General features: G+C 38.6%; 17 protein-coding genes. 12 read left to right on the top strand and 5 right to left on the bottom strand.

The features are described 5' to 3' along the window. Nucleotides 1–5: 5 nt before the first annotated feature. From tdh to glpG, 3 genes are all read left to right on the top strand, one after another. Nucleotides 6–1031 carry an L-threonine 3-dehydrogenase gene (gene tdh / locus ATS72_RS07950; RefSeq protein ID WP_006791580.1) on the top strand — a complete coding sequence of 342 codons (1026 nt, stop codon included), beginning with the start codon at nucleotides 6–8 and terminating at the stop codon, nucleotides 1029–1031. Nucleotides 1032–1098: 67 nt separating this feature from the next. Further along, nucleotides 1099–1416 (top strand): thiosulfate sulfurtransferase GlpE, encoded by a 318-nt coding sequence (glpE, locus tag ATS72_RS07945; RefSeq protein WP_004588558.1) that lies wholly within the window; start codon nucleotides 1099–1101, stop codon nucleotides 1414–1416. Next, the gene (gene glpG / locus ATS72_RS07940; protein ID WP_058430195.1) at nucleotides 1413–2240 is read left to right on the top strand and encodes a rhomboid family intramembrane serine protease GlpG; all 828 of its coding nucleotides are present in this window, start codon (nucleotides 1413–1415) and stop codon (nucleotides 2238–2240) included. Before glpE ends, glpG begins: the two co-directional genes overlap by 4 nt. A 2-nt stretch (nucleotides 2241–2242) precedes the next feature. Here the strand turns inward: glpG and ATS72_RS07935 are convergent, their stop codons facing one another. Then, nucleotides 2243–2641 carry a flagellar basal body-associated protein FliL gene (locus tag ATS72_RS07935; protein WP_006791577.1) on the bottom strand — a complete coding sequence of 133 codons (399 nt, stop codon included), beginning with the start codon at nucleotides 2639–2641 and terminating at the stop codon, nucleotides 2243–2245. A gap of 167 nt (nucleotides 2642–2808) precedes the next feature. Here ATS72_RS07935 and ATS72_RS07930 point away from each other — a divergent pair, with 167 nt between their 5' ends. Continuing rightward, the gene (locus ATS72_RS07930; protein ID WP_006791576.1) at nucleotides 2809–3348 is read left to right on the top strand and encodes a chorismate--pyruvate lyase family protein; all 540 of its coding nucleotides are present in this window, start codon (nucleotides 2809–2811) and stop codon (nucleotides 3346–3348) included. Then, nucleotides 3345–4223, top strand: a complete 879-nt coding sequence (ubiA, locus tag ATS72_RS07925; protein WP_058430194.1) for a 4-hydroxybenzoate octaprenyltransferase — start codon at nucleotides 3345–3347, stop codon at nucleotides 4221–4223. The genes ATS72_RS07930 and ubiA overlap by 4 nt, the downstream gene beginning before the upstream one ends. A 5-nt stretch (nucleotides 4224–4228) precedes the next feature. On the opposite strand, the gene ATS72_RS07920 is transcribed toward ubiA, so the two are convergent. The 3 genes from ATS72_RS07920 to ATS72_RS07910 form a co-directional block, all read right to left on the bottom strand. Continuing rightward, nucleotides 4229–4849: a 2OG-Fe(II) oxygenase gene (locus ATS72_RS07920; protein ID WP_058430193.1), complete on the bottom strand. Its 621-nt coding sequence runs from the start codon at nucleotides 4847–4849 to the stop codon at nucleotides 4229–4231. Between the two features lie 96 nt (nucleotides 4850–4945). Beyond that, nucleotides 4946–5830 carry a LysR family transcriptional regulator gene (locus ATS72_RS07915; RefSeq protein ID WP_010556947.1) on the bottom strand — a complete coding sequence of 295 codons (885 nt, stop codon included), beginning with the start codon at nucleotides 5828–5830 and terminating at the stop codon, nucleotides 4946–4948. A gap of 350 nt (nucleotides 5831–6180) precedes the next feature. Continuing rightward, on the bottom strand, nucleotides 6181–6612 hold the full coding sequence (locus ATS72_RS07910; RefSeq protein WP_006791572.1) for a DUF2721 domain-containing protein: 432 nt from the start codon (nucleotides 6610–6612) through the stop codon (nucleotides 6181–6183). 80 nt (nucleotides 6613–6692) lie between these two features. Between ATS72_RS07910 and ATS72_RS07905 the strand changes: the two genes are divergently transcribed. Genes ATS72_RS07905 through tsaD form a run of 3 tightly spaced genes read left to right on the top strand, consistent with a single transcriptional unit; the run spans nucleotide 6693 to nucleotide 8694 of the window. Continuing rightward, on the top strand, nucleotides 6693–7040 hold the full coding sequence (locus tag ATS72_RS07905) for a putative signal transducing protein (RefSeq protein ID WP_006791571.1): 348 nt from the start codon (nucleotides 6693–6695) through the stop codon (nucleotides 7038–7040). Continuing rightward, on the top strand, nucleotides 7033–7623 hold the full coding sequence (locus ATS72_RS07900) for a YjaG family protein (RefSeq protein ID WP_008130596.1): 591 nt from the start codon (nucleotides 7033–7035) through the stop codon (nucleotides 7621–7623). The genes ATS72_RS07905 and ATS72_RS07900 overlap by 8 nt, the downstream gene beginning before the upstream one ends. 57 nt (nucleotides 7624–7680) lie before the next feature. Beyond that, a complete protein-coding gene (gene tsaD / locus ATS72_RS07895) occupies nucleotides 7681–8694 on the top strand; it encodes a tRNA (adenosine(37)-N6)-threonylcarbamoyltransferase complex transferase subunit TsaD (protein WP_008130598.1) in 1014 nt (337 codons plus the stop codon). An 8-nt stretch (nucleotides 8695–8702) separates the two neighbouring features. Here tsaD and plsY read toward each other — a convergent pair whose 3' ends face one another. Then, nucleotides 8703–9314 (bottom strand): glycerol-3-phosphate 1-O-acyltransferase PlsY, encoded by a 612-nt coding sequence (gene plsY, locus ATS72_RS07890; RefSeq protein WP_006791568.1) that lies wholly within the window; start codon nucleotides 9312–9314, stop codon nucleotides 8703–8705. 244 nt (nucleotides 9315–9558) lie between these two features. Here plsY and folB point away from each other — a divergent pair, with 244 nt between their 5' ends. From folB to mpl, 4 genes are all read left to right on the top strand, one after another. Further along, on the top strand, nucleotides 9559–9918 hold the full coding sequence (gene folB, locus ATS72_RS07885) for a dihydroneopterin aldolase (RefSeq protein ID WP_006791567.1): 360 nt from the start codon (nucleotides 9559–9561) through the stop codon (nucleotides 9916–9918). Beyond that, on the top strand, nucleotides 9919–10407 hold the full coding sequence (gene folK / locus ATS72_RS07880; RefSeq protein ID WP_058430192.1) for a 2-amino-4-hydroxy-6-hydroxymethyldihydropteridine diphosphokinase: 489 nt from the start codon (nucleotides 9919–9921) through the stop codon (nucleotides 10405–10407). Continuing rightward, nucleotides 10404–11204: an undecaprenyl-diphosphate phosphatase gene (locus ATS72_RS07875; protein ID WP_058430191.1), complete on the top strand. Its 801-nt coding sequence runs from the start codon at nucleotides 10404–10406 to the stop codon at nucleotides 11202–11204. The genes folK and ATS72_RS07875 overlap by 4 nt, the downstream gene beginning before the upstream one ends. A 174-nt stretch (nucleotides 11205–11378) precedes the next feature. After that, a complete protein-coding gene (mpl, locus tag ATS72_RS07870; protein WP_058430190.1) occupies nucleotides 11379–12734 on the top strand; it encodes a UDP-N-acetylmuramate:L-alanyl-gamma-D-glutamyl-meso-diaminopimelate ligase in 1356 nt (451 codons plus the stop codon). Nucleotide 12735 lies beyond the last annotated feature (1 nt).

Below are 12735 nucleotides of genomic sequence, written 5' to 3'. Positions count from 1 at the left end.
AAATTATGAAAGCATTATCTAAATTAAAAGCAGAACCGGGTATCTGGATGACAGATGCACCTAAGCCTGAAGTGGGCCATAACGATCTGTTAATTAAAATACGTAAAACAGCGATTTGTGGCACCGACGTTCATATTTATAAATGGGACGAGTGGGCGAGTAAAACAATTCCTACACCTATGGTTGTTGGCCATGAATACGTTGGTGAAGTGGTTGATATGGGTCAAGAAGTTCGCGGCTTTTCAGTGGGTGATCGGGTATCTGGCGAAGGTCATATTACCTGTGGGCATTGTCGAAATTGTCGTGCTGGGCGTGTGCATTTATGCCGTAACACCACAGGAGTAGGTGTTAACCGCGAAGGCGCGTTTGCTGAGTACTTGGTGATCCCTGCATTTAATGCATTTAAAATTCCAGACAACATATCTGACGAATTAGCCTCTATTTTTGACCCATTTGGCAATGCTGTACACACAGCACTTTCGTTTGATCTAGTAGGAGAAGATGTACTAATTACTGGTGCCGGTCCTATAGGTATTATGGCTGCAGCTGTTGCAAAACATGTAGGCGCGCGTCATGTAGTAATTACTGATGTTAACGAGTACCGATTAGAGCTTGCCCGCAAAATGGGCGCAACTCGCGCGGTGAATGTTGCAAATGAAAAGCTTGAAGATGTTATGACCGATCTAGGCATGACAGAAGGCTTTGATATTGGTCTTGAAATGTCGGGTGTGCCAAGTGCATTTAATTCAATGCTTAATAATATGAACCATGGTGGCAAAATTGCCATGCTCGGTATTCCACCATCAGACATGGCAGTAGATTGGAACCAAGTTATTTTTAAAGGTTTAGTGATTAAAGGTATTTATGGTCGCGAAATGTTTGAAACCTGGTACAAAATGGCAAGTTTAATACAGTCAGGTCTTAATTTAAGCCCAATCATTACACATCAATATTCTGTAGATGACTTCCAAGCTGGCTTTGATATGATGATTTCAGGTCAGTCAGGAAAAGTAATTTTAAACTGGGATTAATTCCAAAAAAATTGCAAGAAGGGCGGCTATGGCCGCCTTTTTTATTTTATTTATTAAAGAGAGTTCAATGGCATTTAAACATATATCTATTGCGCAAACGCATGAGTTATTAGACAAAGAAGACGTAGTAATTGCAGATATACGCGATCCTAACTCGTATCAAGCAGGCCATATTCCGGGGTCAGAGGCACTATCGAACGCAAACATTGCCCAGTTTATGATGGAAAAAGAGTTTGATCAGCCCATTATTATTGTTTGTTACCACGGCATGAGTTCGCAAGGTGCTGCTAGTTACTTAGTTGAGCAAGGTTTTGAGGATGTATATAGCATGGATGGTGGCTTTACAGCCTGGGAAGCGGCCTACAGCGAGAAAGTTGAACGATGATAGAGCTTGGCAGTTTAAATAACCCGCGTGCCGCACAAGGCTTTATAGATTATTTAAAAAGCCAAGGTTTAGACGGGCAATTACATTCAACTGATGGTAGCCACGTTATTATTAGCGTATCCGAAGAGCATTTTCATCAGGTACAGCCGCTTTGGGCTGAGTTTACTCAAAACCCAGGCCATCCTCGTTACCAGCAAGCTTCTTGGAGTGTAGGTAGTACGCAATCACCTTTAAAATACCAAGGGCAATCGCTTAACCTTAAAGCGCGGTTCAAAGCACTGAGTTGGCTTAATCAATCGGTAAGTGTACTCAGTATTGTTATTTATATTACATTTTTACTGGGTGGTTTCGAGAGCATTTATTCTGCATTACAGTTTAACCCCTCATACCCATTGACGTGGTTTACGCCAGCCTTGGTTCACTTTAGTGCTATACATATTGTGTTTAACTTAATTTGGTGGATATCGCTTGGTGACAATATTGAAAAACAATGCGGAAAATTGAGCTTAATTGGCCTGTTTTTTATTACTGCTTTAATTAGTAGTTGGGCGCAATATTTAATTGTTGGGCCTAATTTTGGTGGGCTAAGTGGCGTGGTATACGGCTTACTGGGGTATTGCTGGATCCATAGCTTTTTAAATCCAGAAAAACCCGCATTGGTGAGTACCTCAATTATAGGTTTTATGCTTGTTTGGTTAGTACTTGGTTTTGCTGATGTGTTGTTTATTGGAATGGCTAATTGGGCACATTTAGGGGGGCTAGTGAGCGGAATGGCGTTTGCCTACACCGCTCAACTGTTTACTAAAAAGCATACAAATAGTTGAATTTAGTGGTACAAATACTTTGTAAATAGTACTTCACGTATAATTTCTTGGCCTGTTTCTTCTTTTAACAGGCTTTTTAATTTTTCTATACATTTTGCGCGAATTTCTTCTCGACCAGTCAATGACTTTATTTTTTCTTCTGGCTCTTTCGAAAAAATCTCTACAATAGCATCTCTTAATAAAGGGGTATGATGTTCAACAATAGCTATGTCTGAATTGTTACTAAGCATTAGGTCAACGGTAACGCGCACGTAACCCATTTTTTTACTTGATGCGCCAATATAATTAGTAATTATGTCAGGTTCAAAACCAAAATAACCAACCGTTGACTCTGCACGGGCACTTAGGCTCACTAAACTCATAATTAATGTAAGAAGACCTACGTATACTATTTTTTTCATATTTAAAGCGTTTCCGAAAACCTGTTGTAAATAGTTTATACTTAATAATAGGTAATAAACAGCGCCAAGCAATTATTTATATTAGTTACTTAGGTTGGTGAATAGGCACTTTTTCAAATGCTTAGGCAATGTTATCATTTGCTTGGATTATATTTTATTGAGTTATTGTGACAACTTTTCCTTTATCTTTATCAGCTAACTGGCTATCGGATATACAAACCGATGACTTAACACCTACAGAGCAAGAATGGCTTTTTGAGCCGCATTCTTTAACCGCTAAGCTAAAAAGTAAAGCAACCTCTTTTAGTGTAAAAGTACTCAGCGAACAGGCGTTTAATTTAAGTCATGAACAACAGCAATTACTAGGCTGTAAAACGTCATCGGCGTTAAACCGAGAGGTGCTTTTGTTGTGCGATAATAACCCCATGGTTTACGCTCAAAGTTGGCTGCCAAATAACCAAACGCACAACTCGCTTCATAATATGGGGGAGCGCCCTTTAGGCGATGTTATTTTTCAACAACCTGAGCTTGTTCGTCAAAATATTGAAATTGCGCGTTTTGATAGCAAACATTCATTACAGAATTTGGTTACCCAGCTAAATTTACCAACTCAAACTCTATTAGGCAGGCGTAGCGTGTTTTCGTTAAATGATTACCAATTTTTGGTGGCGGAAGTATTTTTACCTGGGGCGTACCTTTACTCATGAAATTAGCAGGTTTAAAAGCAAAACATTTTTCTTATTATTTACAGCTTATGCGTGTTGATAAGCCCATAGGTACTTTATTGCTTTTATGGCCAACCTATTGGGCTTTATGGCTCGCAAATAGTGGGATGCCGAGCTTAATTAATTTTATAGTGTTTACTTTGGGGGTTGTAGTAATGCGTAGTGCAGGCTGCGTGATAAATGATTTTGCAGATAGAAAAATAGATGGTTCTGTAAAACGCACAGCCCAACGTCCTCTTGCATCTGGTACTGTCGCAAGCGGCGAAGCGCTAAGTCTATTTTTATTACTGATCACTTTAGCATTTATTTTGGTTTTAATGCTGAGCGTTAACACTATTGTATTGTCTGTTGGTGCACTTGCGCTCGCGTTTTGCTATCCGTTTATGAAGCGATATACCCAGTTGCCACAAGTCGTGTTGGGTGCAGCATTTGGTTGGGCAATTCCTATGGCTTATATGGCATCTATTGATGCACTACCTCTACAGGCTTGGTTGCTGTTTGCTGCAAATGTATGCTGGACGGTTGCGTACGATACCATGTATGCCATGGTCGATAGAGATGATGATGTGAAAATTGGTGTTAAATCGACTGCTATTTTATTTGGTCGCTTTGACCGCCATATCATTTTTATATTAAATGCTCTATTTATCGCACTTGTTGCTTATATTGGGTTTATTAATCAGTTAAACATGGCTTTTTGGGCTGGATTACTTATAGCCACAGCATTACTCGTTTACCAACAAGTATTAATTTTAAAACGTGATAGAGACGCATGCTTTAAAGCTTTTTTAAATAATCATTATGTTGGTATGGCTATTTTTATTGGTCTATTGCTCTCGTACCCCATTAACATTTAGCTATATTAACGAGGTGGATCAACTATTCCGCTAATGGATGCGTTTTTTCTAAACCAGCCAGCAATTGAATACCGATTATCTACTGCTGGTAATACTTCGTGAACAAAGCGTTCGCTTTCAAATAAAACTAATGTCCCCGCTTCTGGCGAAATGCTCACTTCAACCACTTTGCTTTTAGGCTTATAAATAACAAGCTCACCGCCCTCATTGGGCGTGTTTAAGTATAAAACGCTAGTAAATACTCTATTAGATCGTCCTTTAAATGCATCGACATGTTTTTTATAAAAATCACCGTGAGTGTATTTTGCGTAGTGGCATTCGTAATCAAACAGCCCCATAAAAAAAGTGCGATTGAGCGTTGTGCGAATACTTTCCATAACAGCTAGGTAGGTTAATTGTGCTTGGGACGAACCATCAAACCAATAAGTTTTATCTTTTCGAATATTATCGTCAATTTGTAAATGATTTAAGCGACCAATACCTGCATGGCTAAAATGCGGATTTATGCGATAACAATCAGCCATTAAATCAGCTATTAATTCTTTGTTTAAGGCATTGGGAATAACTGTATAACCGCGGCTTTCAATATCGTTATAAAACGGGCCATCGGTTGAAAAGTTGATCATTTAGGAGGTTCTTTTTTTGAAGGTGCGCCAGTTTAGCCGAAAAAGAGTAAAAAGCTATTGTTTTATGTCGCACCTGTCTCAAAAAAGAACGCTGAATTAATTCAGGGTTGTGGCTGCTTTTTTAATAAGTGAAAGCAAATGTGCTAAGTGCTCCGTAACTGTGGTTTGTTGGTTTGTTTGAACAATTAGTTGCTCATGGCTTAAATCTTTATTTGTTTTTAACTGAACAAGGTCGGTGTGTTCTGCAACAGTGTTTGCATGTTCAATGCTGGCGATTGCAAAACTATCGGATTTAATAATGCCAGAGATAACCTGTTCAATACTGCCCATTTTGATAGTTGATGATTTATTTAAAGAATCAATGGCCTCGTTCAGCATGCTTTGAACTTGTTTTGATTGAGAGAAACAACCAAAGGCTGAATAGGAGTCTAGTTGGTGTTTGCTTATGTCATTTTTTTGGGCAAGCGGGTGATGCTTAGATACAAATAAAATAAGCTGATCAGGCAAATGAATATCACTACCAATGCTATTTACAGCTTGAGAATAAACGCTAATGTCTATTTCACCTTCCTGAAGCTTGCGTGTTAACTCATGCTGTTCTTGCAATTGCATTTCGATTTTTACATGTGGGTATTGCGCTAAAAATTGACCGCATGAAATAGGCACAATGTTACTCGCTTTATTAGTGTAACCAATAATGAGTTTTTCATCGGCATTGCCATGAACAGATTGAAACAAGCGTTTTTTGGTGTTTTCTAATTCGCTAAGTGTATTTTTGGCGTAATCTAAAAATAGTTCGCCTTCAGGAGTCAGTTTTACTGAGCGGGTTGAGCGCGTAACTAACTCATAGCCCATTTCATCTTCTAGGGTCTGAATACTGCGGGTAAGTGCAGAAGTACTAATTTTTGTTTTTTCTGCGGCTTGTCTGAAGTGGCGTAACACACCCAGTGCTACAAATTGTTCTAATTGGTCAAATCTCACTTTATAGTCCCTTTTTATAAGTAAGTTGTGATGTACTAATACATCAATTTTCTGTCTGTCTAAGCTATTAATAAATATATGTAAATTTAAAAAAGATAAACTACACAATATATTTGTTTGCACAATAATAAAAGTGTAAAGATGTTAAAAAATATTAACCTTTAGACTAAAGACTAATAATTTTTTATTTACCTAACATCCTTATCTGGCAAAGTTAATACTAAAAAGCAGGTATAAATCTATAAATAAAAATATTAGGTAAATTTATTATGCTAATTAATGAAAAAGTATGCCACAAAGTAGGGCATTGATTAAGCAATAATTAAAATATTTGCACGAATTTTAGTCTTTTAGCTTGTTTTATTATCAAAGTTTTTGTTTGCTCTGTTACTTAATGGTTTGTTTTCAATATTTTGAAGTTCAATTTCTATTGCATCACATGAAATATGAATTTCAAATAAAGACGTTAGTAAAGATAAACTTAAACAGGTTAGGCTTACGCCAAATAAAATAATTCCTGTGGTATTAAACTCAATAAAAAGAGCAAACATAGACAAGGTACATAATAAAAAAGAGCCTACACCGTAAACTTGCATGGTTCTTATGAGCTTTATGCGCTTTCTTAAATTGGTAATTTGCGCAACCACCACAGGGCGAATTGACTCGCCTTCTCTTGCATTTAACTCTCTTATTAATTGCGCAAGTACTAAAAATCGGTTTGTATAAGCAAGAAGTAACAAAGATATAGCTGGAAAAAGTAGACCCGGAGTTGTAAGTGTCATGCTTGCGCCTTTTTGAATATTGTTTAATAAATTTCTCAATACCTTAAGGTATTGTACACACAAAATAATCGAGGTCGATATTGCAAACTTATAAAAACACAACAGATAGTGCTTTTAATTGGATAACAATTTATAAGGCAGCCAACACGTTAGAGGCTAATATTGTTAAGGGGTTAATTCAAGCGGGTGGAATAGAGTGTAAAGTTGTAGGAGAAATGCTTCAAGGTGCACTTGGGGAAATTCCTTTCGATCAGGCGCAAGTGAGTATACAGGTTTATGCGATAAAAGAGCGCCATGCGCGACAAATATTGGTAAACTATCAGCAAGTAAAACAATCCGCTCCAGATTGGGTTTGTCCTAACTGTAATGAGCATAATGGATCAACATTTGATTTTTGTTGGTCATGTGAGACGTTAAAGAATGACTAAAGCAAATAATTTTCAGCGTATTAGAGAGCTAAACTATTTACAAAAAGCGGTATTAGCAAGTGCGCTAATTGAACGTATGTTGCCAAATTATGGCTTGTTTAGTGAGGCTACGGGGTTTGGTGATGAAACGTTACTTCGTAATGCGCTTAATGTTTGTTGGGAAAAAATCTTACTGCCAAAAAGTAAGATTGACTTAGAAAAGCAAGTTGAAAAAGTGGAACCTAATGTTCCAGAACTCGCTGATTTTGATATGTTTGGTACATACCCAGCTATTGATGCGGCAACGTCATTACTGAGCTTGATGCATGGTTTAATGGCACAAGACGATAAAGAGTTTGTAAGTGTTAGTAAAATTTCGCAAGCAACCGTTGCGCGCTTTATTGAATACCAGATGACAGTTGAAGGTGAAATTGCAGACAACACGGCTGTTAGGGAGCACCCTTTAATGCAGTACGAAATTGAAGTGCTAGCCGAGCTTATTGACTTTGTTGAAAGTATGGGGCGTATTACTTCAGAAAGTGTAAAGGCGCTGAAAAAATTTGCTGTTGTTGATGGTCAAACAAATATTGGTTTGGCGTTATAAACAAATTAAGTAACTTGAACTTTGGTTAAGTAGTGATAAAAAAGCAGGAGAAGTACAGTGCGAATTTTAGGCATTGAATCGTCATGTGATGAAACAGGTATAGCAATATATGATGACGAGAAAGGCTTATTAGCTCATCAGTTATATAGCCAAGTAAAAGTACATGCTGACTACGGTGGCGTGGTTCCCGAGCTGGCGTCACGCGATCATGTTCGTAAAACACTTCCGCTTATTGATGCTGCTTTTGCTCAAGCGGGTTGTGGTCCTGAAGACTTAGACGGTATTGCTTATACAGCCGGCCCTGGTTTAGTTGGGGCGCTATTAGTGGGTACTTCAATTGGTCGCTCATTGGCTTACGGATGGGATATCCCTGCTGTTGCGGTTCATCATATGGAGGGGCATCTACTTGCTCCCATGCTTGAAGACAAGGTGCCAGAGTTTCCGTTTATTGCTTTACTCGTTTCTGGTGGCCACACCATGATGGTAAAAGTTGAAGGAATTGGCCAATACGAAGTATTGGGCGAGTCTGTTGATGACGCTGCAGGTGAAGCCTTTGACAAAACAGCTAAATTATTAGGTCTTGATTACCCGGGTGGTCCCCGCTTAGCAAAATTAGCAGAGCAAGGTATTCCAAAGCGATTTATCTTTCCTCGCCCAATGACTGATAAACCCGGGCTTGATTTTAGTTTTAGTGGATTAAAAACCGCGGCGTCGATTACCATACGTGAAAATGACGATGACGAGCAAACTAAAGCAGACATCGCGCATGCATTTCAAACAGCCGTTATTGATACCTTGGTTATTAAATGTAAGCGAGCGCTAAAGCAAACAGGTATCAAGCGTTTAGTGATTGCAGGTGGTGTAAGTGCAAATACCCAGCTTAGGCTTCAGCTTGAAAGAGTCATGCAGGGTATGAAGGGCGAAGTGTATTATCCGCGTACGGAGTTTTGTACTGATAACGGTGCGATGATTGCTTATGCTGGTATGCAACGTTTAAAAGCAGGGCAGTTTGCAACCCTTGATATGAAAACTAAGCCTCGGTGGCCGATAGATAGCCTCGAGCCTATTTAAGTACTTGGTTATGTTGGTTTGTTTTCATCAGTGGGGGCTTTTTTAGCTCCCACTTTTGGTTCTTCACCAGCAAATAGTCTCACTATATTTGTTCGATGGCGAAAAATAATAAGCACCGTAATAAAAACCACTGGCAGCGTATAGAGTGGCTTAATTAACCACGTATAAAGCGGTGCGAGTAAAACGGTGACCAGGGCGGCAAGAGAAGAATAGCGACTCACTGCGACTATAATTAGCCAAGTAGTAATTAATAACCCAGCTAGGGATAAACCTATTGGGAGTAAAGCCCCAAATGCTGTTGCAACGGCTTTACCTCCTTTAAAATTAAAAAATACAGGGTACATGTGGCCTAAACAGGCGCCAACGGCAACTAAGCCAAGTACCAAAGGCTCAAGTTGTAAAAAATAAGCCCCCCACACGGGTATCGTGCCTTTTAAAATATCAAAAACAAGAACTAAAACAGCAGGAAAAGCGCCACCTAAGCGGTAAACATTAGTTGCGCCTGGATTATTTGAGCCATGTGTGCGGGGATCTTGAAGTTTAAATAGACGCGACACTAAGATAGCCGATGAAATCGACCCAAGTAGGTACGCTAAAACAAACATCAAAATAGCTAACACATAGTTCCTTATATTTTTATCGTTATACCCATTACATTTAATGCAATTAACATCGTTTTTGGGCTATTATTGGCGGCAAAATTTATCGTGAAAATTAATATACTTCTACCAAATTTAGCCAAACGCGTTATTTTGCTATTGTAGAAGGAATTTTTACATATTTAAACACTGATTAAAGCATATACAATATTAATTTATAATTAGTTTATGTGGTTAGAACAGTTGTTGGTCTTTTGGAGTATCAATGGATAAGGTATTTATATCTCAATTGCACGTCGACACTATTATTGGAGTGTACGACTTTGAAAAAGAAAGTAAACAGAGCCTTTATTTTGATATTGAAATGCTAAGTGATATTAAACCAGCCGCCGCAAATGATGACATTAATTTAGCACTTGATTACGCAAAAGTAAGCGAGCGTGTTATTGCGCATAGCACAGCTAAACCTGTTGAGTTACTTGAAACACTTGTTGAACAATTGGCAGACATTATTTTAACTGAGTTTAATACAACACAAGTTAAAATAAGAGTGAGTAAACCTGCTGCAGTTGCGCAAGCGCAAACTGTTGGAGTAGAAATAACACGTAATAAGGCAAGCGTTTAAATGGCGCAAATATTTATTAGCCTTGGGTCAAATATCAACAAAGAGCACTATATACAAAGTGCCTTAAAAGCACTTAAAACGCATTTTAAAAATATAGAGCACTCGTCTGTTTTTGAAAGCGAAGCTGTCGGTTTCGTAGGTAATAACTTTTATAATTCGGTCGTTGGGGCAAAAACAGACAAGCCGTTAGCTGAAGTGTGTGCATTACTAAAAAAAATAGAGCGTGATAATGGTCGCACACCGAACGATAAAAAGTTCAGCCCAAGAACCCTTGATTTAGATTTATTGTTTTACGATGATGTTATTTGCGATAGCCCCGCGCAATTACCACGTGACGAAATAACTAAGAATGCATTTGTATTACAACCTCTCAGTGAGGTTGCCCCCGGTTTTTATCACCCTGTAGCTAAGCAAACAATTGCTCAATTATGGAATGCATATAATAACCCTCAACAAAAACTATGGAAGGTGGAGTTTTCTAACCCATGAGTATTTTAGAAATAATAATTTTAGCTTTAATTCAAGGGTTTACTGAGTTTTTACCCATATCTAGTTCGGCACATTTAATTTTACCCTCACAAATATTAGGGTGGGAAGACCAAGGGCTTGCTTTTGATGTTGCAGTGCATGTAGGGACATTAATAGCGGTTGTTATTTATTTTCGTAAAGAGGTGGCTGACATTCTCAGTGCGTGGTTCAAATCGTTTGGCACACAAGGTAAAACAGACGACAGTAAACTCGGCTGGTGGATTATTTTAGGGACAATACCTGCTGCTGTATTTGGTTTGTTACTTAAGGATTTTGTTGAGTTATACCTTCGAAGTGCATGGGTCATTGCAGCTACGACGATTATTTTTGGCCTATTGCTTTGGTACGCTGATGCTAAAGGGAAACAAGTTAAAACAATTTATCAACTTAATTGGAAGTCGGCTTTAATGATTGGCTTAGCGCAAGCCGTTGCTATGATCCCGGGTACCTCTCGTTCAGGTATTACAATGACAGCGGGTTTAATGCTAGGCATGAATAAGGAAAGTGCAGCGCGCTTTTCGTTTTTACTCGCTATTCCTGTAATTTCAATGATGGGGCTTTATTACACAATAGAACTTGCATTGGGTGACCACGTTGTTGATTGGGGTACATTGCTACTAGGTGTGGTACTGTCTTTTTTATCTGCTTATGCGTGTATTTATTTATTTTTAAAAGTGATTGAACGAATGGGAATGTTACCTTTTGTAATTTACCGGTTAGTTTTAGGCTTGGGTTTAATTGTTTTTTTAAGTATGTAGATTAATTTACTTTGCAAAAAGCCTTCTAATTTAGAAGGCTTTTTTGTTTGTAATAATGATTTTAAGCATTAGTAAAATACCTACATATAATGGCAAGTAAGCGCGAAATTTGGCATTATAGCGCCATTAAACTTTGCACAGCTGCAAAGTGAGCAGACGGTTTAAGGAAAGTATATGCATATTCATATTTTGGGCATTTGCGGTACGTTTATGGGCGGTATTGCAGCCATTGCTAAGTCGCTTGGCCATAAAGTAACAGGTTCAGACCAAAACGTTTACCCACCTATGAGCACCCAGCTTGAAGATCTTGGTATTGAGCTCACTCAAGGTTACGACGTATCTCAATTAGAGCCAAAACCCGATATGGTAGTGATTGGTAATGCGATGAGCCGAGGTAATCCTTGTGTTGAATATGTGTTAGACAACAGCTTACCTTATACCTCAGGTCCAGAGTGGTTAAAGCATAACTTATTGCAAAACTCGTGGGTGCTTGCGGTAGCTGGTACGCATGGTAAAACAACCACAGCGAGTATGCTTGCCTGGATATTAGAATATGCTGGTTTAAAACCGGGGTTTTTAATTGGCGGCATAGTGCAAAATTTTGGTGTGTCGGCAAAGGTAGGTGAAACCCCTTTTTTTGTTATTGAGGCAGATGAATACGATACCGCTTTTTTTGATAAGCGCAGCAAGTTTGTCCATTACTTACCGCGTACATTAATTTTGAATAATTTAGAGTTTGATCACGCCGATATTTTTGATGATTTAAACGCAATTAAAAAACAATTTCACCACTTAATGCGTACACTACCTCACAGCGGTAAAGTAATTTGGCCAAAACAAGACAAAGCACTTGAAGACGTTATATCGCAAGGGTTATGGAGTGAAAGTGAAACGGTAGGCATTGATTGGGTTTACGAACTAATTAAACCCGATGGCAGTGAGTTTAAAGTACTTTTGAATAATGAACGGCAAGGTACGGTTAGTTGGGGCGCAATTGGCGAACATAATGTTAAAAATGCGATTATGGCAATTGCTGCAGCGCGCCATGTAGGGATTGCGGTTAGCCACAGTATTGAGGCACTTGCCGAGTTTATAAGTCCGAAAAGGCGAATGGAACTCAAGGCCGACATAAACAGTATTAAGGTTTATGACGATTTTGCTCATCACCCAACAGCGATTAAAACAACCTTGGCGGGTTTACGCGCTAAAGTTGGCGATGAAAAAATTATTGCTATTTTAGAGCCTCGCTCAAACACCATGAAAATGGGTGTACATCAGCATACGCTACTCGCTTCATTAGCTGATGCTGATGACGTACTTTTGTTTGAACCAGATAACTTAGGCTGGTCGCTTAACGAGCAAGCTCAAAAAGCGGGCATGCAGTGCTTTAATAGTACGCAAGCTATTATAAATACGGTGCTTGAAAATGTGCAGCCTGATCAACATATTTTAATTATGAGTAATGGCGGTTTTAACGGCCTTCATCAGCAACTAGTAGATGGTTTGGCTGATAAATTCAGCGGAGAATAAT

Origin of the sequence: Pseudoalteromonas sp. 13-15, from assembly GCF_001468205.2 — a bacterium.
Classification (GTDB): Bacteria; Pseudomonadota; Gammaproteobacteria; order Enterobacterales; family Alteromonadaceae; genus Pseudoalteromonas; species Pseudoalteromonas marina.
This window is presented reverse-complemented; position numbering and strand designations above follow the sequence as displayed.

Excerpts from the sequence above, each read along its gene's own strand:
- glpG (WP_058430195.1), top strand. The coding sequence starts at position 1,413 with ATGATAGAGCTTGGCAGTTTAAATAACCCGCGTGCCGCACAAGGCTTT.
- folK (WP_058430192.1), top strand. The coding sequence starts at position 9,919 with ATGGCGCAAATATTTATTAGCCTTGGGTCAAATATCAACAAAGAGCAC.
- ATS72_RS07910 (WP_006791572.1), bottom strand. The coding sequence starts at position 6,612 with ATGACACTTACAACTCCGGGTCTACTTTTTCCAGCTATATCTTTGTTA.
- ATS72_RS07875 (WP_058430191.1), top strand. The coding sequence starts at position 10,404 with ATGAGTATTTTAGAAATAATAATTTTAGCTTTAATTCAAGGGTTTACT.
- glpE (WP_004588558.1), top strand. The coding sequence starts at position 1,099 with ATGGCATTTAAACATATATCTATTGCGCAAACGCATGAGTTATTAGAC.
- ATS72_RS07935 (WP_006791577.1), bottom strand. The coding sequence starts at position 2,641 with ATGAAAAAAATAGTATACGTAGGTCTTCTTACATTAATTATGAGTTTA.
- ATS72_RS07900 (WP_008130596.1), top strand. The coding sequence starts at position 7,033 with ATGACTAAAGCAAATAATTTTCAGCGTATTAGAGAGCTAAACTATTTA.
- ATS72_RS07920 (WP_058430193.1), bottom strand. The coding sequence starts at position 4,849 with ATGATCAACTTTTCAACCGATGGCCCGTTTTATAACGATATTGAAAGC.
- tdh (WP_006791580.1), top strand. The coding sequence starts at position 6 with ATGAAAGCATTATCTAAATTAAAAGCAGAACCGGGTATCTGGATGACA.
- mpl (WP_058430190.1), top strand. The coding sequence starts at position 11,379 with ATGCATATTCATATTTTGGGCATTTGCGGTACGTTTATGGGCGGTATT.
- folB (WP_006791567.1), top strand. The coding sequence starts at position 9,559 with ATGGATAAGGTATTTATATCTCAATTGCACGTCGACACTATTATTGGA.
- ubiA (WP_058430194.1), top strand. The coding sequence starts at position 3,345 with ATGAAATTAGCAGGTTTAAAAGCAAAACATTTTTCTTATTATTTACAG.